Source organism: Streptomyces sp. NPDC093801 (genome assembly GCF_040701585.1).
Classification (GTDB): domain Bacteria; phylum Actinomycetota; class Actinomycetes; order Streptomycetales; family Streptomycetaceae; genus Streptomyces.
The window spans coordinates 40,620-60,490 of the sequence record NZ_JBFBDP010000046.1; the positions used below are offsets into that span (position 1 = coordinate 40,620).

General features: G+C 76.6%; 8 protein-coding genes. 3 read left to right on the forward strand and 5 right to left on the reverse strand.

Annotated elements, in window-relative coordinates; translation table 11 throughout:
- The first annotated feature begins 51 nt into the window (after positions 1-51).
- Positions 52-1,260 carry a DUF664 domain-containing protein gene (locus tag AB0469_RS36320; RefSeq protein ID WP_366455824.1) on the forward strand — a complete coding sequence of 403 codons (1,209 nt, stop codon included), beginning with the start codon at positions 52-54 and terminating at the stop codon, positions 1,258-1,260.
- On the opposite strand, the gene AB0469_RS36325 is transcribed toward AB0469_RS36320, so the two are convergent.
- Together AB0469_RS36325 and AB0469_RS36330 are read right to left on the reverse strand one after the other, a co-directional pair.
- Positions 1,257-1,412, reverse strand: a complete 156-nt coding sequence (locus tag AB0469_RS36325) for a hypothetical protein (protein WP_366455825.1) — start codon at positions 1,410-1,412, stop codon at positions 1,257-1,259. The genes AB0469_RS36320 and AB0469_RS36325 overlap by 4 nt on opposite strands.
- A 34-nt stretch (positions 1,413-1,446) precedes the next feature.
- A complete protein-coding gene (locus AB0469_RS36330) occupies positions 1,447-1,806 on the reverse strand; it encodes a DUF6221 family protein (protein ID WP_366455826.1) in 360 nt (119 codons plus the stop codon).
- Between the two features lie 175 nt (positions 1,807-1,981).
- On the opposite strand from AB0469_RS36330, the gene AB0469_RS36335 reads away from it, so the two are divergent.
- The gene (locus tag AB0469_RS36335; protein WP_366455827.1) at positions 1,982-3,568 is read left to right on the forward strand and encodes a metallophosphoesterase family protein; all 1,587 of its coding nucleotides are present in this window, start codon (positions 1,982-1,984) and stop codon (positions 3,566-3,568) included.
- 102 nt (positions 3,569-3,670) lie between these two features.
- Entirely contained in the window at positions 3,671-4,858 is a 1,188-nt protein-coding gene (locus AB0469_RS36340) for a Gfo/Idh/MocA family oxidoreductase (RefSeq protein WP_366455828.1), read from the forward strand.
- A gap of 13 nt (positions 4,859-4,871) precedes the next feature.
- Here AB0469_RS36340 and AB0469_RS36345 read toward each other — a convergent pair whose 3' ends face one another.
- From AB0469_RS36345 to AB0469_RS36355, 3 genes are all read right to left on the reverse strand, one after another.
- Complete coding sequence (locus tag AB0469_RS36345) at positions 4,872-5,642, reverse strand: alpha/beta fold hydrolase (RefSeq protein ID WP_366455829.1); 771 nt, start codon at positions 5,640-5,642, stop codon at positions 4,872-4,874.
- A gap of 47 nt (positions 5,643-5,689) precedes the next feature.
- Entirely contained in the window at positions 5,690-15,814 is a 10,125-nt protein-coding gene (locus tag AB0469_RS36350; protein ID WP_366455830.1) for a type I polyketide synthase, read from the reverse strand.
- Between the two features lie 91 nt (positions 15,815-15,905).
- Positions 15,906-19,802 (reverse strand): SDR family NAD(P)-dependent oxidoreductase, encoded by a 3,897-nt coding sequence (locus tag AB0469_RS36355; protein WP_366455831.1) that lies wholly within the window; start codon positions 19,800-19,802, stop codon positions 15,906-15,908.
- Between the last annotated feature and the right edge of the window lie 69 nt (positions 19,803-19,871).

Sequence of the window (19,871 nt, forward strand, 5' to 3'; positions counted from 1 at the left end):
CCGGTCGGCCGTCCCCGCCGGCCGCAGCAGGACTTCGACAGCGGGCCGGGGGTGCACGCCCGCCGGCTCGCCGACGGCGGGTACCGGGTCCTCGTCGTCGATCCGGTGGAGCAGCACGTGGTGCAGGCCCGCGCTCAGGGTCTGGCCGCTCGGGTGGGGGACGCCCGGTGCCTCGGGGAGGCGGACGCTTCCTTCGACGTCGTGCTCATGCTCGGCCTTCTCTACCACCTGCCGGACGAGGCGGGGCGAGCCCGTGCCTGGCGGGAGGCCCGGCGTGTGGTCAGGCCCGGGGGGCTGGTCGCCGCGGCCGCCCTGAACCGGTACGCCCGGCTCCTGGACCCGGCTGCGCCCGAGGCCGTCGGCATCGCGACCACGGGGCTGCGCCCGCGCCCCGACGGCCCCGCCACCTTCTACCGCGCCCCCTCGGAGCTCCGCGCCGAGGCGGAGCGGTCGGGTTTCGGGGAAATCGCCGTTCACGGGGTTCACGGGCCCGCCTACCAGGCGTTGAGGGCCGAGGAACGGCGGACCGGGCGCAGGGACCTGGGCGAGGAGGTGCTGGAAGCCGCCCTCGCCGCGGCGCGGTGTGCCGACGGGCGTCCGGACCTCGTCGTGTCCAGCCTTCATCTGCCGGCCGTCGCACGCCGTTCGCCGTCGGCCCGGGGGTCCGGTGCCGCGCGCCGGCCCGGGTGCCCCGGCCTCGCCGGTACCGGGTGCGGTGGCAGACTCGGCGGCATGAACTCCACCGTGCCCGAACCGGACCGGCAACTCTGCGACCCCGGTGTGCTGTTGCTCGACTACCTCGACCACTACAGGTCCGTGATCGGCGGGAGGGTCGAGGGGATGTCCGACGCGGAGCTGCGCCGCAGTCTGCTGCCGTCCGGGTGGAGTGCCCTCGAACTGCTGAAGCACCTCGTGCACATGGAGCGCCGCTGGCTGCGCTGGGGCTTCCGCGGCGAGCCGGTTCCGGCGCCCTGGGGTGAGCGCGGTCCGGCGGACCGCTGGCACGTCGGCCCGGACGAGACGGCCGCCGGGCTGCTCGCCGCGCTCCACGCCGGGGGCGAGTACACCCGGGCGGTCGCGTCGGGTACCCCGCTGTCCACCGTCGCCGCGGCGGGCGGCCGCTTCCCGGACGACGGGACCCCGCGGCCCACCCTGGGCTGGATCCTCTTCCACGTGCTGCAGGAGTACGCCCGCCACGCCGGCCATCTGGACATCGTCCGGGAGCTCGGCGACGAGGACGCCGGCCGCTCACCGCGCTAGGCCGGCGGTCCCACACCGGGATCAGCGGTGGCCGGGGCGAGGCGGCCGGAGGCGACGTGGGCGAGGTGGGCGTCGATCCGATCCCGGTGTCCGTGGCCGGCCGCGGCCGCGACGGTCCGCCGGTCGTCCGGCTGATGGCCGCTCCCGCTCATGGCGCCGGTCCTCGCAGCCGGCCGGCCGGGTGGTTCAGGGCCACCACGCCTGACGGTAGCCGGGCCGGCCCGCGTAGGGCAGGGCCAGGACGCGCAGGGCCCACTCCGAGGTCACCGGCGGTACCGGGAAACGGCGGCCTATGTCGTCGCACAGCCAGCGCTCGCCGCCGGCCTCGTGCACCGGGCCCATCCGGCCGAGGGAGCAGCCTCCGGTGAAGCAGTGCTCCGTCGCGCACCGGGGCGGGCAGGAGGCGTTCGACGCGTCGAGCAGCATCCGCGTCGCATGGACCTGGGCCAGCAGGCGCGACGCGCCCCAGGTGCCGTCGAGGGCGGCGCGGGCGGCGGCCTCGTCGTCGTCGAGGCAGGCGCGCAGGAACCGCACGAGGTCGTCCATCGCGCCAGTATCGCCCGAACACCGGGGCAGGGGCCGGGTGGACGGCTCGAATGCCGGGTGCGGACGGCGGGGCGGCGGCGCGGGCGCAATTCCGTGGACTCTCATGGGGGTCCGTACCCCCGCCGTTCACCCGGTGGTGGGCCGCCCGTCGCCTCCGGAGAGGAAGTTCGCCCCCATGGACCTCGACGTACCCGATTTCGGAATCCCCCGGAAGCTCGCCGCCCGGATGAGCATGGCCGAGCAGCACGAGTACCTGCGCGCCAAGTTCACCCGGCGCGGTGCGCTGCGCGCCGGTGCGGTGACGGCGGCCGCGGCGGGGCTGGGCCTGGGCGCGGGGGCGGCCTCGCCCGCGTACGCCGCCCCCACCCTGCTCGCCTCCTCCGCGCGGCGCGGGGTGGACGGCTCGCTGGCCGCGCCGTTCGGCCGGCACCTGCAGTACGGGGCCGACCCGAAGACGCAGATGCGGGTCTCCTGGCAGGTCCCCTTCGCGGTGAAGAAGCCGTACCTGCGGGTGGGCACCAGCCCCTGGGCGCTCGGTGTGAAGATCGACGCCGAGGTGCGGCACCTGAGCACCCCGGTCCTGAACGGCGGCAAGATCGCCGCGGCGGAGCAGTTCTACCTGCACGCGGCCCTGGACCGGCTGCGGCCGGGGCAGACCTACTACTACGGGGTGGGGCACGACGGTTTCGACCCGGCCGACCACCGCAACCTGGGCACGCTGGGCACCTTCACCACGGCTCCCGCGCACCCCGAGGACTTCACCTTCACCGCCTTCGGCGACCAGGGCGTCAGCTACCACGCGCTGGGCAACGACGCGGTGCTCCTCGCCCAGGACCCCGCCTTCCACCTGCACGCCGGCGACATCTGCTACGCCAACTCATCCGGCGCGGGCGGCACCGGGGACACCTACGACGCGCGCGCCTGGGACCAGTTCCTCGCGCAGACGGAGACGGTCGCCAAGACCGTGCCGTGGATGGTGACCACCGGCAACCACGACATGGAGGCCTGGTACTCGCCGCAGGGCTACGGCGGGCAGAAGGCCCGCTGGTCGCTGCCGGACAACGGCCCCGACCCGGTGAACCAGCCGGGCGCGTACTCCTTCGTGCACGGCAACGTCGGCGTGGTGGCGCTCGACGCGAACGACGTCTCCTACGAGATCCCCGTCAACTTCGGCATCAGCGGCGGCAGGCAGACCGCCTGGCTGGACCGGCGTCTGGGTGAGCTGCGCCACCACCGCGACGTGGACTTCATCGTGGTGTTCTTCCACCACTGCGCCTTCTCCACGACGAGCGCGCACGCCTCCGAGGGCGGGGTGCGGGACGTGTGGGTGCCGCTGTTCGAGAAGCACCAGGTGGACCTGGTCATCAACGGCCACAACCACGTCTACGAGCGGACCGACGCCATCAAGGGGAACAAGGTCGGGCGCAGGGTGCCGATCGGTGAGCGCACGGATCCCACCCGGGACGGCATCGTGTACGTGACGGCCGGCGCGGCCGGGCGCTCGCTGTACGCCTTCCCGGTCCCCGACTCGTACGAGGGGCACGTCGCCGACCGGGACAGCGTGGACACCTTCCGGTGGGTCAAGGGAGCGGCGAAGGCGGCCGAGACGGTGGAGTGGTCGCGGGTGCGGTACACGAACTACTCCTTCCTCGCGGTGGAGGTGGAGACGGGGCGCTTCCCGAAGCTGAAGGTGAGCGCGCTGGCCGAGACCGGCGAGCGGATCGACCACTTCGAGATCCGGCGCAGCGCCGCCGGCCGCTGAGCCGGTCTGCCACCCCGTGCGGTCTGTCGCCCCGGCCGCGCGGGGTGGTAGACCTGCTGCCGGAGACCCGTGACCGTCGGGCGGCGCAGGGAGGGGACGGCCGTGCCGGACCTCAGGATCGGAGTCCTCGGCTACGGACTGCGCGGGTCCCTGGCGCGGACCGCGCACCGGCCGGGCCGGGGCTCCGTGGTGGCCGCGGTCGCCGACCCCGACCCGCAGGCCCGTGCGGGGGCGGCCGGGGCGTTCCCGGGCGCGCGGATCCGCACCGACCCGGGCGAGGTGATCGGGGACCCCGGGATCGACGCCGTCCTGGTCCTCACCCCCGACCACACCCATGCCGCGCTGGCGCGGCGCGCCCTGCGGGCCGGCCGGCCCGTCTTCGTCGAGAAGCCGCTCGACATCAGCGTGGAACGCTGCGACGCGGTCCTGCGCACGGCGTACGAGACGGGCACGCGCCTGTACGTCGGGCACAACATGCGCCACATGCCGGTGGTGCGGCTGATGCGGGAGCTGATCGCGCGGGGCGCGGTCGGGACCGTGAAGACGGTGTGGATCCGGCATTTCGTGGGCTTCGGCGGTGACTGGTACTTCAAGGACTGGCACGCGGAGCGCCGTTTCACCCACGGGCTGCTGCTGCAGAAGGCCGCCCACGACCTGGACGTCCTGCACTGGCTGGCGGGCTCCTACACCGAGGACGTCCAGGCCCTGGGCGATCTGATGGTCTACGGCGCCAACCCGCACCGCCGGGCGCCGGGCGAGCCCAAGACCGCCGACTGGTACACCGGTACGGGGCACTGGCCGCCGGGCAGCCAGCGGGACCTGAACCCGGTGATCGACGTCGAGGACGTGTCGCTGATGAACCTGCGCCTGGGCAACGGGGTCCTCGCCGCCTACCAGCAATGCCACTTCACCCCCGACTACTGGCGCAACTACACCGTCATCGGGGACGCGGGGCGGCTGGAGAACTTCGGGGACGGCCCGGGCGGCGAGGTCAGGGTCTGGAACACGCGGCGTTCGTCCTACCGGGCCGAGCCGGACGAGCGGCATCCCGTGCCGGAGGTCCCGTCGGGGGGCGGGCACGGCGGTGCGGATCCGCTGCTGGTCGACGAGTTCCTGCGGTTCGTCCGGGAGGGCGGGCCCACCGACACCTCTCCGGTCGCCGCGCGGATGGCCGTGGCCGCGGGGTACGGGGCCACGCAGTCGCTGCGGGACGGCGGGACCCCGCGCAGGGTCCCGCCGCTCGATCCGCAGCTGGCCGCCTACTTCGAGAACGGGCAGGTCAGGAAGTAGGCGTGGCGTTCCGTCACCTTCCCAGGGAGGTGCGGAGCGCGTCGGCCATGGCGTCGATGACCTCGGCGTGGTCGCGGACCAGGTAGAAGTGGCCCGGGGAGAAGACCTTCAGGTCGAAGGGGCCTTCGGTGTGCTCGGCCCAGGCCTCGGCCTCGGCCACGGTCACCTTGGGGTCACCGGTGCCGACCATGGCCAGCAGGGGGCAGCGCAGCCGCTCCCCCGGCTCGGGGGCGTAGGTCTCCGCGGCCCGGTAGTCGGCGCGGATGGCCGGGAGGACCATCCGCAGCACCTCCTCGTCGCCGAGGAGCCGGCTGTCGGTGCCGCTGAGGCTCTTCATCTCCTCGATCAGGCCGTCGTCGTCGCGCAGGTGCACGGTCTCGTGGCGGTGCGCGGAGGGGGCGCGGCGGCCGGAGGCGAACAGGGCCGCCGCCACGATGCCCTTCTCCCGTTCGAAGCGGCGGGCGACCTCGAAGGCGACGGAGGCTCCCATGCTGTGCCCGAAGAAGGCCAGCGGCCGGTCCGCCCAGGGCAGCAGGGCGGTGAAGACCTGGTCGGCGAGTTCGGGGATGCTGTCGACGAGCGGCTCGGCGCGCCGGTCCTGGCGGCCGGGGTACTGGACGCACAGGACGTCGGCGAAGTCCGGCATGGCGCGGGCCACGGGCAGGTAGAAGCTGGCGGAGCCGCCCGCGTGGGGCAGGCAGACCAGCCGGACGGAGCTGTCGGGCCTGGGCTCGAAGCGGCGGATCCACAGGCTGCTGTCGGTGGTGGTGGTCGGGGTGTTCACGGAGCGGATCGTGTCCTTTCGGAAGGGGGGTGAGGGGCGGGGGCGGTTCAGGGCAGCTTGAGGATCCACTCGTCGACGGCGGTGGCCGTGGACTCGGCGTGGCGTTCCATCAGCGTGTAGTGGTTCCCGGGGACTTCGGTGACGGTCTGGGCGTGTTCGGGGGCCGGCGGCCGGTCGTCGGTCCGGCCGGCGGCCGGGTCCGCGTCGTGCGCCATCCGGTCGGCGGCGCGGACGACGAGGGTGGGGGCCTGCGCCTCGGGGGCGTTCCAGTCCTGGAAGACGGCGAGGTAGCCGCCCATGGCGGTGAGCTGGGTGCCGGGTGCGGAGATGAACTCGAAGCGGTCGGACTGCTCCCGTACCACCGCGGCCTGGAACCGCTCCCCCATGCCCTGGGCGCGGGTGAAGCTGTCGAGCATCACGATGCCTTCGACGGGCCAGCCCAGCTCTTCCAGCCGGCAGGCGACGGCGTGGGCCACCCAGCCGCCGGAGGAGTAGCCGACGAGGACGACCGGTTGCTCTCCCGCGCAGGCGGTGACGGCTCCGACGTGGACCTCGACGAGGGCCTCGACGTCCCGGGGCAGTAACTCGCCGGGGCCGAAGCCCGGCTCGGGCAGCCCCCAGATGCTGCGCCGGCCGCCGAACGCCGCGGCGAAGCGGGCGTACTGGTGGACCCCGGAGGGCGCCATGTAGGGGCCGAAGCAGACCAGGTGGGGGCCCTCGTCGCCGTGGGCCAGGCGGACCGGGACGGGCCGGTGGGCGTCGGCTCCGGCGGCGTCGAAGACGGGCCGCAGCCGGGCGGCGGCGGTGACCAGTGCGATGCCCTCGGCCAGGCGGCCGAGTTCGCCGGCCCGGCGGTAGAGGCCGACGAGGAGGTCCTCGCCGGGGGCCTCGGCGGCGGCGCCCTCCCCGGCCGGTGCGGCGGGACCGCCGGGACCGGGGCGCTGGGCCAGCAGGTCGAGGAGGCGGGCGGTCAGGGCGGTGGGGGTGGCGTGGTCGAAGACCAGGGTGGCGGGCAGCTTCGTCCCGGTGGCCCGGCCGAGCCGCTTGGCGAGGCGGACGGCGGTGAGCGAGTCGAAGCCGAGTTCCAGGAAGACCTGCCGCTCCCCCACCGCGTCGGCGGACGGGTGGCCGAGTACGGCGGCCGCCTCGGAGCGTACGAACTCCAGTACGGCCGGGGCCGGGTCGGCCCCCGCGAGGGCGGCGAGGCGGCGCAGCAGGGGCGGTTCGCCGTCGGCCGGGGCGTCCCCGGCGCCGTCCTCGGCGGCCAGGAGCCGGCGTACCTCGGGGAGGTCGGCGATCAGGGGGCTGGGGCGGGCGGCGGTGAAGCCGGGGACGAACCGGGTCCAGTCCACGGCGGCGACGACCACGGTGGTGTCGCCCCGTTCGACCGCGCGGCGCAGGGCCAGGACTCCCAGGCCGGGGTCCATGGGGTCGAGTCCGCGCAGCCGCAGCCGTTCCTCGGCCGCCCGGTCGACCATGCCCCCGCCGCCCCAGGCCCCCCAGGCGACGGAGGTGGCGGTCAGGCCGCGGGCCCGGCGGTCCTCGGCGAGTGCGTCCACGAAGGCGTTGGCCGCCGCGTACCCGGCCTGGGCGCCGCTGCCCCAGGCCGCGGCTCCGGAGGAGAACAGCACGAAGGCGTCGAGTTCCCGGTCGGCGAGGAGTTCGTCGAGGTGGGCGGCGCCGGCGGCCTTCGCTCCCAGGAGGGAGCCGAGTTCGGCGACGGTGGTGTCGGCGAGCATGGCGGGGGTGCCGGTGCCCGCGGCGTGCACCACGGCGCTCAGCGGGGGCAGGGCGTCGAGGGAGTCCAGGAGCCGGGCCACGTCCTCGCGGTCGGCCGTGTCGCAGACGGCGAGGGTCACGCGGGCGCCCAGGGCCTCCAGTTCGGCGGCGAGTTCCGCGGCCCCCTCGGCGTCGGGGCCGCGGCGGCCGGCCAGGACCAGGTGGTCGGCGCCGGCGCCGGCGAGCCAGCGGGCGACGTGGCCGCCGATGTGGCCGGTGCCGCCGGTGACCAGGACGGTGCCGCGCGGCTGCCAGGCGGGGCCGTCGGGGGCCCCGGCGCCGTCGGCGTGCAGCATCCGGCGGGCGAGGAGGCCGTCGGCCCGCAGGGCGAGCTGGTCCTCGCCGCCGGCGGTGAGGGCGGCGACCAGCCTGCGGCCGGTGCGGCCGTCGGTGGCCCGTACCCCGTCGGGCAGGTCGATGTGGCCGCCCCACCGGCCGGGGTGTTCCAGGGCGGCGACCCGGCCCAGGGCGGCGACGGGTGCCTGGCGGACGGAGCGGACGGGGTCGGTGGGGCCGGTGGAGACCGCGCCCCGGGTCAGGCACCACAGGGGGGCGTCCAGGCCCGCGTCGCCGAGCGCCTGGACGAGGTGCAGGGTGGTGGCCAGGCCGAGCGGGACGGCGGGGTGCTCCGGGTGGGCCCGTTCGTCGAGGGCCAGCAGGGACAGGACGCCGGTCGCCCCGGGGCCGGCCGCGCGCAGGGCGTCGGCGAGGCCCTGCCGGTCGGCGTCGCCCGCCACGTCCAGGCGGACGATCCGGGCGCCGTGCGCGGCGAGGGAGTCCAGGGCCAGGTCCACGGCGGGGTCCTCGGCCAGGTCGCGGGGGACGGCGGCGAGCCAGACCCCGGCGGGGGCGGCGGGTGCCGGGTCCGCCACGGGCTTCCAGGCGATGCGGTAGCGCCAGGCCTGTGCGGCGGCCTCGTCGCTGCGGCCCCGGTGCCAGGCGTTCAGGGCCGGGAGGGCGCTGCGCAGGCTGGCGTCCTCGTCGATGCCCAGTTCCCGGGCGAGGGTGGTGAGGTCCTCGCCTTCCACGGCCGCCCAGAACCCGGCGTCGGCGGATCCGGCGGCGGTGGCCGGCGCGTCGGCGGCCGCGTCGGGTGCGTCGAGCCAGTACCGCCGGCGCTGGAAGGGGTAGGTGGGCAGGGCGGCGGCCGGGCCGCCGCCGGGTGCGCCCCCGTCCAGCACGGTCGTCCAGTCGACCGGGACCCCGTGCGCGTGGGCGTCGCCGAGGGAGGTGAGGAAGCGGCGGGCGCCGCCCTCGGATCGGGACAGGGTCGTCAGGACGGCGGCCGGGGTCTCGGCGGGGGTGTCGTCGACGGTGTCCTGGAGCCCGTAGACCAGCACGGGGTGCGGGCTGATCTCGATGAACACCCGGTGCCCGTCGGCCAGCAGCCTGCGGGCGGTCTGCTCGAAGCGGACGGTGCGGCGCAGGTTGCCGTACCAGTAGGCGGCGTCCGGCGGGGTGTCGAGGGGTTCGCCCGTGACCGTCGAGTAGAACGGGACCGCGGGGGCGGCGGGCGCCAGGGCGGCGAGTTCCGCGGCGAGGTCCTCGCGCAGGGATTCGACCTGGGGGCAGTGCGAGGCGAGGTCGACGCGGACCCGCTTGGCGCGTACGCCGTCGGCGGCGCAGGCTTCGAGGAGTCCGGCCAGGGCCTCGCGTTCCCCGGCGACGACCACGGTGCGGGGGCCGTTGACGGCGGCCACGGCGAGACGGCCGTCCCAGGGGGCGATGCGTTCCCCGGCTTCGGTCTCCGACAGCGGGAGGGAGACCATGCCGCCCTGTCCGGACAGGCGCAGGAGGAGGGCGCTGCGGCGGGCGACGAGGCGGGCGCCGTCCTCCAGGGTGAGGGATCCGGCGACGACGGCGGCGGCGATCTCGCCCTGCGAGTGGCCGACGACGGCGGCGGGGCGGACCCCGCAGGAGCGCCAGAGTTCGGCGAGGGAGACCATCACGGCCCAGAGCACGGGCTGGACGACGTCGGGGGTCTCCAGTGCCGGGGCGCCGTCCGCGCCGCGCAGGACGTCTTCGAGGTCCCAGGGCACGTGGGGGGCCAGGGCGCGGCCGCAGTCGGCGATCCGGCCGCGGAAGACCTCGGAGGTGTCGAGGAGTCCGACGGCCATGCCGGGCCACTGGGAGCCCTGGCCGGGGAAGACGAACACGGGCTGGGCGGGGGCGGCGGCGGTGCCGCGGACGGCCCCGGCGTGGGAGGCGCCGGAGGCGAGCGCGTCGAGGGCGGCGATCAGCTCCTCGCGGTCCTCGCCGACGACCACGGCGCGTTCGGCGAAGGGGGTGCGGGTGGTGGCGAGCGCGTGGCCGGTTGCGCGCGGGTCGGCGGCGGGGTCCTCGCGCAGGAGGGCGGCGACGCGGGCCGCGTGCTCCTCCAGGGCGGGGACGGTACGGGCGGCGAGCGGCAGCGCGGTGGCCGCCGACCGCAGGGGCCGGAGCGCGGGCACGGTGGCCGGTGCGGTTTCCGCCGCGGGGGCGGGGTCGGGGCGGGGTGCCTCCTCGATGATGACGTGGGCGTTGGTGCCGCTCATGCCGAAGGAGGACACGCCGGCGCGGCGCGGCCGGCCGTCGGCGTCCGGCTCCCAGGCGACGGGTGCGGTGAGCAGCCGGACGGCGCCGGCGGTCCAGTCGACGTGCGGGGTGGGCTCGTCGGCGTGCAGGGTCCTGGGGAGCAGGCCGTGCCGCAGCGCCTGCACCATCTTGATGATGCCGCCGGCTCCGGCGGCGGCCTGGGTGTGGCCGATGTTCGACTTCAGGGAGCCCAGCCACAGGGGCCGGTCGGCGTCGCGCTCCTGCCCGTAGGTGGCGAGCAGGGCGGAGGCTTCGATGGGGTCGCCGAGGCGGGTGCCGGTGCCGTGTCCCTCGACGGCGTCGACGTCGGCGCCGGACAGGCCGGCGTTGGCGAGGGCCTGGCGGATGACGAGCTGCTGGGCCCGGCCGCTGGGCGCGGTGAGGCCGTTGGAGGCGCCGTCCTGGTTGACGGCGGAGCCGCGGATGACGGCGAGGACGGGGTGGCCGTTGCGGCGGGCGTCGGAGAGCCGCTCCACCAGCAGCATGCCGACGCCCTCGCCCCAGCCGGTGCCGTCGGCGTCGGCCGAGTAGGCCTTGCAGCGGCCGTCGGCGGACAGGGCCCGCTGGCGGCTGAACTCGACGAAGGCGCCGGAGCTGGACATGACGGTGACGCCGCCGGCGAGGGCCAGGTCGCATTCGCCCTGGCGCAGGGCCTGGGCCGCCATGTGCAGGGCGACGAGGGAGGAGGAGCAGGCCGTGTCCACGGTCACGGCGGGGCCTTCGAGCCCGAGGGTGTAGGCGATGCGTCCGGAGGCCACGCTGGCGGCGTTGCCGGTGCCGAGGTAGCCCTCGACGCCTTCGGGGACGGCCAGGCCGCGCCGCAGGTAGTCCTGGTAGCCGGAGCCGACGAACACGCCGGTGCGGCTGCCGCGTGCGGCCGCCGGGTCCATGCCGGCCCGTTCGAAGGCCTCCCAGGAGGTTTCCAGGAGCAGCCGCTGCTGGGGGTCCATGGCGGTGGCCTCGCGGGGCGAGATTCCGAAGAACGCGGCGTCGAAGTCGGCCAGGTCGTAGAGGAAGCCGCCGGCGCGGGCGTAGGTGGTGCCGGGGTGGTCGGGGTCCGGGTGGTAGAGCGCGTCGAGGTCCCAGCCGCGGTCGTCGGGGAAGACCGACATGGCGTCGGTGCCCTCGTCGACCAGCCGCCACAGCTCCTCGGGCGAGCGGACGCCGCCCGGGTAGCGGCAGCTCATCGCGACGATCGCGACGGGTTCCCCGTCGGCGGCTGTCCGGGTGGCGCAGGCCTCGGACGGCTCCTGGGTGCCGAGGAGTTCGACGAGGAGCCGGCCGGCGAGGTCCAGGGCGCAGGGGTAGTCGAAGACGAGGGTGGTGGGCAGGTCCAGTCCGGTGGCGCGGACCAGCCGGCCCCTCAGTTCCACGGCGGTCAGGGAGTCGAAGCCCAGGTCGCGGAAGGCCCGTCCGGGTTCGACGGCCTCGGGGCCGGGGTGGCCGAGTACGGCGGCGGCCTCGGTGCGGACGAGTTCCACGAGGGTGCGGTCCCGGTCGGCGGGGTCGGCCTGGGCGAGGGTGCGGCGCAGGGCCGGGGCGGTGTCGTCGCCCGCACCGGAGCCCGTGCCGGGGACCTTGGCGGCGTCGCGGACCTCGGGCAGGCCGGCGAGGAGGGGGCTGGGGCGGCCGATGGTGAAGGTCGGGGCGAAGCGGGCCCAGTCGACGTCGGCGACGGTCACGGTGGTCGCACCGCGGCCGACCGCCCGGTCGAGGACGGTGAGCGCCGCCTCGGCGGGCAGGGGTTCCAGGCCGCGCTTGCGCAGGCTCTCGGCGATCGCGGGGGTGGCGGCCATGCCGGAGCCGGCCCACGGGCCCCAGGCCAGGGCGGTGGCGGGCAGGCCGTCGCAGCGGCGGGCGGCGGCGAGCGCGTCGAGGTGGGCGTTGGCGGCGCTGTACGCGGCCTGCCCGCCCGCGCCCCACACCCCGGCGATGGAGGAGAACAGCACGAACGCGTCGAGCGGGTGGCCCTCGGGCAGGTCCCGCAGGAGCGCGTCGAGATGGACGGCGCCCGCGGCCTTCGCGGCCAGGACGGCGTCGAAGGCGGCCGGGTCGGTGTCGGCCAGCAGTCCGGGGGTGTCGACGCCGGCGGTGTGCACGACGGCGGTGAGGGGCTGTTCGGCGTCCGGGCCGGTCAGGTCGCCCAGGAGCCGGGCGAGGGCGTCCCGGTCGGCGACGTCGCAGGCGGCGACGGTCACCCGGGCCCCCAGCGCCTCCAGTTCGGCGGTCAGTTCCGCGGCGCCCCCGGCGGCGGGGCCGCGGCGGCCGGCCAGGACGAGGTGGGCGGCGCCGCGGGCGGCCAGGAGCCGGGCGACGTGCCCGCCCAGGGCGCCGGTCCCGCCGGTGATCAGGACCGTGCCGCGGGGCCGCCACTCGGCGGCGCGCCGCGCCTCGGTGTCGGGGGTGCGGGTGAGGCGGCGGGCGTACACCCCGTCCGGGCGTACGGCGAGCTGGTCCTCGGGGCCGTCGGCGGTGAGCACGCCGAGCAGCCGGTCCAGGGCGGTGGCGTCGCAGTGCGCCGGCAGGTCGACGAGGCCGCCCCAGCGGCCGGCGTGTTCCAGTGCGGCGACCCGGCCGAGCCCCCAGATCCGGGCCTGGGCGGGGGCGGTCGGCGGGTCCTGGGGCGAGGTGGTGACGGCGCCGCGGGTGGCGCACCACAGGGGGGCCTCCACGCCGGCGTCGCCGAGGGCCTGGATCAGGGTGAGGGTGGCGGCGTCCCCGGCGCCGAGGGCGGCCAGGCCCGCGGCGGGGCGCTCGTCCAGGGCCAGCAGGGAGACGACGGCACGGGGTGCGGCACCGGCCGCGGCCTCTCGCAGCCGGGCCGCGAGGGCCCCGCGGTCCTCGGCGGGGTCCGCGGTGAGGGTGGAGGTGCGGGCCCCGCGGGCGGCGAGCGCCTCCCGCAGCGCGCCGGCGAGCTCCGCGGCGGCGGGGTCGGCGCCGGCGGCGGGCTCCAGCAGCAGCCAGTGCCCGTCGGCGGAACCGGCGGCGGGGACGGGCAGCGGCTTCCAGGTGGTCTCGTACTGCCAGTCCTCGATCGCGGGCCGGCGGACGGCGGGGGCGGCGGGTTCGAGCCAGTAGTCCTGGCGCTGGAAGGCGTACGTGGGCAGGTCGATGCGGCGGGCGCCGCGGCCGGCGTGGACGGCGGCCCAGTCGACGGGAGTGCCGTGGACGTGGAGGCGGGCGAGGGCGGTGGTGACGGCCAGGTGCTCGGGGCGGTCGCCGCGCAGCAGGGGGACGAGGACGCGGGTGTCGTCGAGGAGGTGCTGGGCGAGGGCGGTCAGCACGCCGCCGGGGCCCACCTCCAGGAAGGTGCCGACGCCTTCGGCGGCGAGGTGGTCCACGGCGTCGGCGAAGCGGACCGCCTCGCGGACGTGGCGGACCCAGTAGTCCGGCGAGCAGAACTCCTCGGCGGTGACCGGGCCGCCGGTGAGGGCGGAGACGACCGGCAGCCTCGGGGGTGCGAAGGCGACGGATTCGACGGCCGCCCGGAACCCGGCCAGCACCGGGTCCATCAGGGGCGAGTGGAAGGCGTGGGAGACGGCGAGGCCCTTGGTCTTGCGGCCCTGGGCGCAGAGCCGGTCGACGACCGCGGACACGGCGTCGGCGGCGCCCGAGACGACCACGGATGCGGGCCCGTTGACGGCGGCGATGCCCGCCCGGTCCTCCAGGCCCGCCAGCAGCTCCCGCACCTCCGCCTCGGAGGCCTGGACGGCGACCATCACCCCGCCGGCCGGGAGCGCCTGCATCAGCCGGCCCCGCAGGGCCACGAGCTTCGCCGCGTCCTGGAGCGAGAGCACTCCGGCCGCGTGGGCGACCGCGTACTCGCCGACGGAGTGCCCGGCCAGGAAGTCGGGGCGCACCCCCCAGGACTCCAGCAGCCGGAACAGGGCCACTTCGACGGCGAACAGCGCCGGCTGGGTGTACCCGGTGCGCTCCAGCAGGTCCGCGTCCTGCCCGAACACCACCTCGCGCAGGGGGCGTTCGAGGTGCGCGTCGAGGGCGGCGCACACCGCGTCGAAGGCCTCGGTGAACACCGGCTGGGCCGCGTACAGTTCACGCCCCATGCCCAGGCGCTGGCTGCCCTGGCCCGAGAACAGGAACGCGGTGGCGCTCTCGCGCCCGCCGGCGCCCTCGACGAGCTGGGCGGCGGGCTCTGCGGCGGCCAGGGCCGCGACCCCGGCGACGAGTTCGGGCAGCTCGGTGCCGACCACGGCCGCCCGGTGCTCCAGGACGGCCCGGGAGGTGGCCAGGGAGTGCGCCACGTCGACGGGGCTGACGTCGCCGAGGCCCAGGACGTGCCGCAGGAGGCGTTCGGCCTGTTCGCGCAGGGCCGTGGTGTCGCGGCCCGAGAGGGTCCAGGCCACCGGCAGCGGGCCGGCGGGTGCGCCGGCCGTGGCGGGCTGCTCCGGGGCGTCCGGGACCGGCGGGGCCTGCTCGATGATGGTGTGGGCGTTGGTGCCGCTCACCCCGAAGGAGGAGACGGCTGCCCGGCGCAGCCGGCCGTCCTCCGCCCATTCCACGGGCTCGGTGAGCAGGCGCACGGCGCCGGAGGTCCAGTCGACGTGCGGGGAGGGCTCTTCGGCGTGCAGGGTCCGGGGCAGGACGCCGTGGCGCATCGCCTCGACCATCTTGATGATCCCGCCCACGCCGGCCGCGGCCTGGGTGTGCCCGATGTTCGACTTCAGGGACCCCAGCCACAGCGGCCGCTCCGCGTCCCGGTCCCGGCCGTACGTCGCCAGCAGCGCCTGCGCCTCGATCGGATCGCCGAGGGTGGTGCCGGTGCCGTGCGCCTCGACCACGTCCACGTCGGCCGCGGAGAGCCCGGCGCCGGCGAGGGCCTGCTCGATCACCCGCTGCTGGGCGGGGCCGTTGGGGGCGGTGAGGCCGTTGGAGGCGCCGTCCTGGTTGACGGCGCTCCCCCGGACCACGGCGAGGACCGGGTGGCCGTTGCGCAGGGCGTCCGAGAGCCTCTCGACGAGCAGCATGCCGACGCCCTCGCCCCAGCCGGTGCCGTCGGCTCCGGCTGCGAAGGACTTGCAGCGGCCGTCGACGGCCAGGCCCTGCTGGCGGCTGAACTCGGTGAACATGCCGGTGGCGGCCATGATCGCGGCGCCGCCGGCCAGGGCCATGGTGCACTCGCCGCGGCGCAGGGCCTGGACGGCCAGGTGCAGGGCGACGAGGGAGGAGGAGCAGGCCGTGTCGACGGTCAGCGAGGGGCCTTCGAGCCCGAAGGTGTAGGAGAGGCGGCCGGAGGCGACGCTGGGGGCGGTGCCCGTCAGCAGGAAGCCCTCCAGCTCCTCGCGGGTGTCGCCGCTGCCCGCGTACCCCTGGTAGGCGAGGCCGACGAACACGCCGGTGCGGCTGCCCTTGACGGAGGTGGGGGCGATCCCGGCCCGTTCGAAGGCCTCCCAGGCGACTTCGAGGAGCAGCCGCTGCTGCGGGTCGGTGGCCAGGGCCTCGCGGGGGGACATGCCGAACAGGCCCGGGTCGAACCGGCCCGCGTCGTGGAGGAAGCCGCCCTCGCGGGTGTAGCACTTCCCGGGGACGCCCGGGTCGGGGTCGTAGAGCCCCTCCAGGTCCCAGCCGCGGTTGTCGGGGAAGCCGGTGACCGCGTCGGATCCGCTGTCGACCAGCCGCCACAGGGCCTCGGGGCTGTCGACGCCGCCGGGGTAGCGGCAGCTCGTCGCGACGATGGCGATCGGCTCCTGGTCCTTCGCCTCGACCTCGTGGAGGCGGCGCCGGGTCTGCTTGAGGTCCGCCGTCACGCGCTTGAGGTAGTCCAGCAGCTTCTGTTCGTTCTCGTTCTGCTCGTTCTGCATGTTTCTTCACCCGTCAAGAAGTGTCAGGAAAGGGTGCGGTGGTGCGGCCGCGGTGGTGTGCACCTGCTGGTCCGGGCTCTTCCGGGGGTGCTCAGGAGCCGTCGAGCTCCTGGTCGATGAGCGCGAAGATGTCGTCGACGGTGGCGCTCCGGAGCCGCTCGTCGGACGTCTCGTCGGGGGTGGGTCCGCCCGGCCGGGCGGCGGTGGGGGCGGGGCCTTCGGAGAAGGCCGCGAGCACGCCCTGCAGGCGGGTCCGGATCCGCGAGCGGACGAGGTCGTCGTCGGCCCCGACGGCGGCCAGGACCCGCTCCAGCCGGTCGAGTTCCCCGAAGACCGACATGGCCGACGGGGCCGGTGCCGGCTCGGGGGCGAGGTCGGCGCCGATGCGGGCGGCGAGCGCCACGGACGTGGGGCAGTCGAAGACGAGGGTGGCCGGGAGCCGCAGCCCGGTGGCGGAGTTCAGCCGGTTGCGCAGCTCCACCGAGGTGAGGGAGTCGAAGCCCAGCAGCTTGAACTCCCGGTCGCGGTCCACCTCGCGCGGGCCGCCGAGACCGAGGACGGCCGCCACCTGGGTGCGCACCAGGTCCAGTACGGCGGCGTCCCGTTCGGGCCCGGACAGCCGGGCCAGCCGCTCGCGCAGGGCCTCCGGCCCGCCGCCGGGCACGGGCTCCCGCACCGTCCGCCGGGCGGCCGGCCGCAGCAGGCCCCGCAGCACCGCCGGTACGGACCGCCCCGCGTCGGGGTCCGCGGCGGCCGGGGCCGCGGTGGCGAAGCGGACGGGTACGGCGACGGCCTGCTCGCCGGTCCGGGCCGCGTCGAAGAGGGCGAGGCCCTCCGCCGCGCGGAACGGGACCAGCCCGGAGCGGGCCATCCGCTCCTGCCCGGACGCGTCCATGCCCGAGGCCATACCGCTGTCGGCCCAGGGGCCCCAGGCCAGGGAGGCGGCGGGCAGGCCGGCCGCGGCGCGGCGCTGGGCGAGCGCGTCGAGGAAGGCGTTGGCGGCGGCGTAGTTGCCCTGGCCCGCGCTGCCCAGGGTCGCGGCGACCGAGGAGAACAGCACGAAGGCCGACAGGTCCGCGTCCCGGGTCAGTTCGTGCAGGTGGAGCGCGGCGTCCACCTTGGGGCGCAGGACGGCCTCCAGCCGGTCGGCGGTGAGGGAGGTGACCAGGCCGTCGTCGAGGACGCCGGCGGCGTGGACCACGGCGGTCAGCGGCCGGTCGGCGGGGACGGCGGCCAGGAGGGCGGCGAGCGCCTCCCGGTCGGCGGTGTCGCAGGCCGCGAGGGTGACGGTCCGCGCGCCCGCCGCGAGGAGTTCCCCGCGCAGCGCGCCGGCCCCGTCGGCGTCGGCGCCGCGCCGGCTGGTGAGCAGCAGGTGGCGCGCGCCGTGTTCGGCGACCAGGTGGCGGGCGACGAGCCCGCCCAGCGCGCCCGTGCCGCCGGTGACCAGGACGGTGCCGTCCGGGTCGGGTGCGGCCGGGACGGTGAGGACGAGCTTGCCGATGTGCCGGGCCTGGCTCAGGTGGCGCAGGGCGGCGGGCGCCCGGCGGACGTCCCAGCAGGTGACGGGCAGGGGCCGCAGGGCGCCGGCGTCGAACAACGCGACGAGTTCGTGGAGCATGGCGCCGATCCGGTCGGGGCCGGCTTCGATGGTGTCGAAGGCGGTGTAGACGGCGCCCCGGTGCTCCTCGGCGACCTGCCGGGGGTCGCGGACGTCGGTCTTGCCCATCTCCAGGAAGCGGCCACCGTCGGCCAGGGTCCGCAGCGAGGCGTCGACGTACTCCCCGGCGAGGGAGTTGAGCACGACGTCCACGCCGCGGCCCGCCGTGGCCTCCAGGAACCGCTCCTCGAAGGCGAGGTCCCGGGAAGAGGCGAGGTGGCCTGCGTCCAGGCCGCCGGCCGCCGCCAGGGCCGCCCACTTCCCGGGCCCGGCGGTGCCGTGGACCTCGGCGCCGAGGTGGCGTGCGAGCTGGGTGGCGGCCATGCCGACGCCGCCCGCCGCCGAGTGCACCAGCAGCGTCTGCCCGGCCTTCAGCCCGGCCAGGTCGACGAGCGCGTAGTAGGCCGTCAGGAAGACGACGGGCACGGAGGCCGCCTCGGTGAACGTCCAGCCGCGCGGCATCCGCGCCACCATCCGGTGGTCGGCGACGGCGAGCGGCCCGAACGACTCGGGGATCATGCCGAACACCCGGTCCCCCACCGCCAGGCCGGCGGTGCCCGGTCCGGTCTCGACGACGACGCCGGCGGCTTCGCTGCCGAGGGTGGCCTCGCCCGGGTACATGCCGAGGGCGATCAGGGCGTCGCGGAAGTTGACGCCGGCGGCGCGTACGGCGATCCGGACCTGGCCCTCGGCGAGCGGGGCGGTGGCCGCGGGGTTGTCGGTGAGCGCGAGGGCCTCGAGGGTGCCGGCCGCGCCGGCGGTGCCCGCGGCGCCGGTGGTCAGCCTCCAGCCCGTCGCCCCGGGGGCGGGGCGCAGGGCGTCGGCGGCGGTCCGGCGGGCGAGCCGGGGGACGCGGGCGGTGGTGCCGCGCAGGGCGAACTGCGGTTCGCCGCCGGCCAGCGCAGCGGCCAGCAGCCGCTCCTCCGTGTCCGTGTCCGTGTCCGTGTCGGCCGCTGCCGGTGCGGGTGCCAGGTCGGCGAGGACCAGGCGGCCGGGGTTCTCCGACTGCGCGGAGCGCACCAGACCCCACAGGGCGCTCTGGGCCGGGTCGGTGACGGCCGACCCGGGTTCGGGGGCGACGGCGCCCCGGGTCAGCAGCACCAGCCGCGAGCCCGCGGTCCGGTCGTCGCCGAGCCAGGTCCGCAGGAGCGCGAGGCCCTCCCGGGTCACCGTGTGGACCTGTTCCACCTCCGGTGCGCCGCGGGTGCCGCGGGGTGCCGGGACCAGGACGGTGTCCGCGAGCCGGTCCGCGCCGCCGAGGCCGTCCAGGAGCGCGAGCAGGCCCGCCCGGTCCGCGACCCGGACCAGGGGCGCGGTGTCCGGGGTGGAGCCTTCGGCGTCCGGCGGCAGGACGGGCCAGTCCAGGCGGTACAGCGCGTCCTGGTGCTCGACGCCTCCGGCGGCGGGCAGCTGATCGGCCGTCACGGTCCGCAGGACGAGGGAGTCGACGGCGGCGACCGCCCGGCCGGTGGCGTCGGCGGCGATCAGGGACACCGTGTCCGGGGCGGGCGAGGTCAGCCGGACCCGCAGCGCGGTCGCGCCGGTCGCCTCCAGCCGTACGCCGCTCCACGCGAAGGGGATGCGCCCCCGGCCGGTGTCGGGCAGCAGGCCGCCCAGACCGACGGCGTGCAGGGCGGAGTCCAGGAGCGCCGGGTGGACGCCGAACCCGTCGGCCGGGGTGTCCTGCGGGAGGGAGACCTCCGCGAACACCTCCGTACCGCGCCGCCACAGGGCCCGGAGCCCCTGGAACAGGGGTCCGTAGCCGAAGCCGAGCCCGGTCAGCCGCTCGTAGTAGCCCTCCAGCGGGACGGCCTCGGCGTCGGCGGGCGGCCACGGTGAGAGGTCCTGCGGGGTCGCGGTGCCGGCCGGCGGGGCGAGCACGCCGACGGCATGGGTCGCCCAGGGCTCGTCGGAGCCCGGCCCGTCCGGCCGGGAGTGGACGCTGACGCTCCGGCGCCCGTTCCCGTCGGGGCCTGCCACCGTGACCTGGAGCTGTACGGCGCCCTGGGCGGGCAGGACCAGCGGGGCCTGGAGGGTGAGCTCCTCGACCCGGTCGCAGCCGGCCTCGTCGGCGGCCCGGATCGCCAGGTCCACCAGGGCCGTTCCGGGGAGCAGGGCCGCCCCCATGACCCGGTGTTCGGCCAGCCAGGGCTGGGCCGTGAGGGAGAGCCGTCCGGTGAGGACGAGGCCCTCGCCGTCGGCCAGCGCGACGGCGGCGCCCAGCAGGGGGTGATCGGCCGAGCCCAGCCCGGCGCTCGCCAGGTCCCCGACGGCGGGCCGGGTTTCGAGCCAGTAGCGCTGGCGTTGGAAGGCGTAGGTCGGCAGGTCCACGCGACGCGCACCCCGGCCGGCCAGGACGGCCGGCCAGTCCACCGGCGTGCCCTGGACGTGGAGCCGCGC

Excerpts from the sequence above, each read along its gene's own strand:
- AB0469_RS36330 (WP_366455826.1), bottom strand. The coding sequence starts at position 1,806 with ATGGACGACCTCGTGCGGTTCCTGCGCGCCTGCCTCGACGACGACGAG.
- AB0469_RS36325 (WP_366455825.1), bottom strand. The coding sequence starts at position 1,412 with ATGAGCGGGAGCGGCCATCAGCCGGACGACCGGCGGACCGTCGCGGCC.
- AB0469_RS36335 (WP_366455827.1), top strand. The coding sequence starts at position 1,982 with ATGGACCTCGACGTACCCGATTTCGGAATCCCCCGGAAGCTCGCCGCC.
- AB0469_RS36350 (WP_366455830.1), bottom strand. The coding sequence starts at position 15,814 with ATGCAGAACGAGCAGAACGAGAACGAACAGAAGCTGCTGGACTACCTC.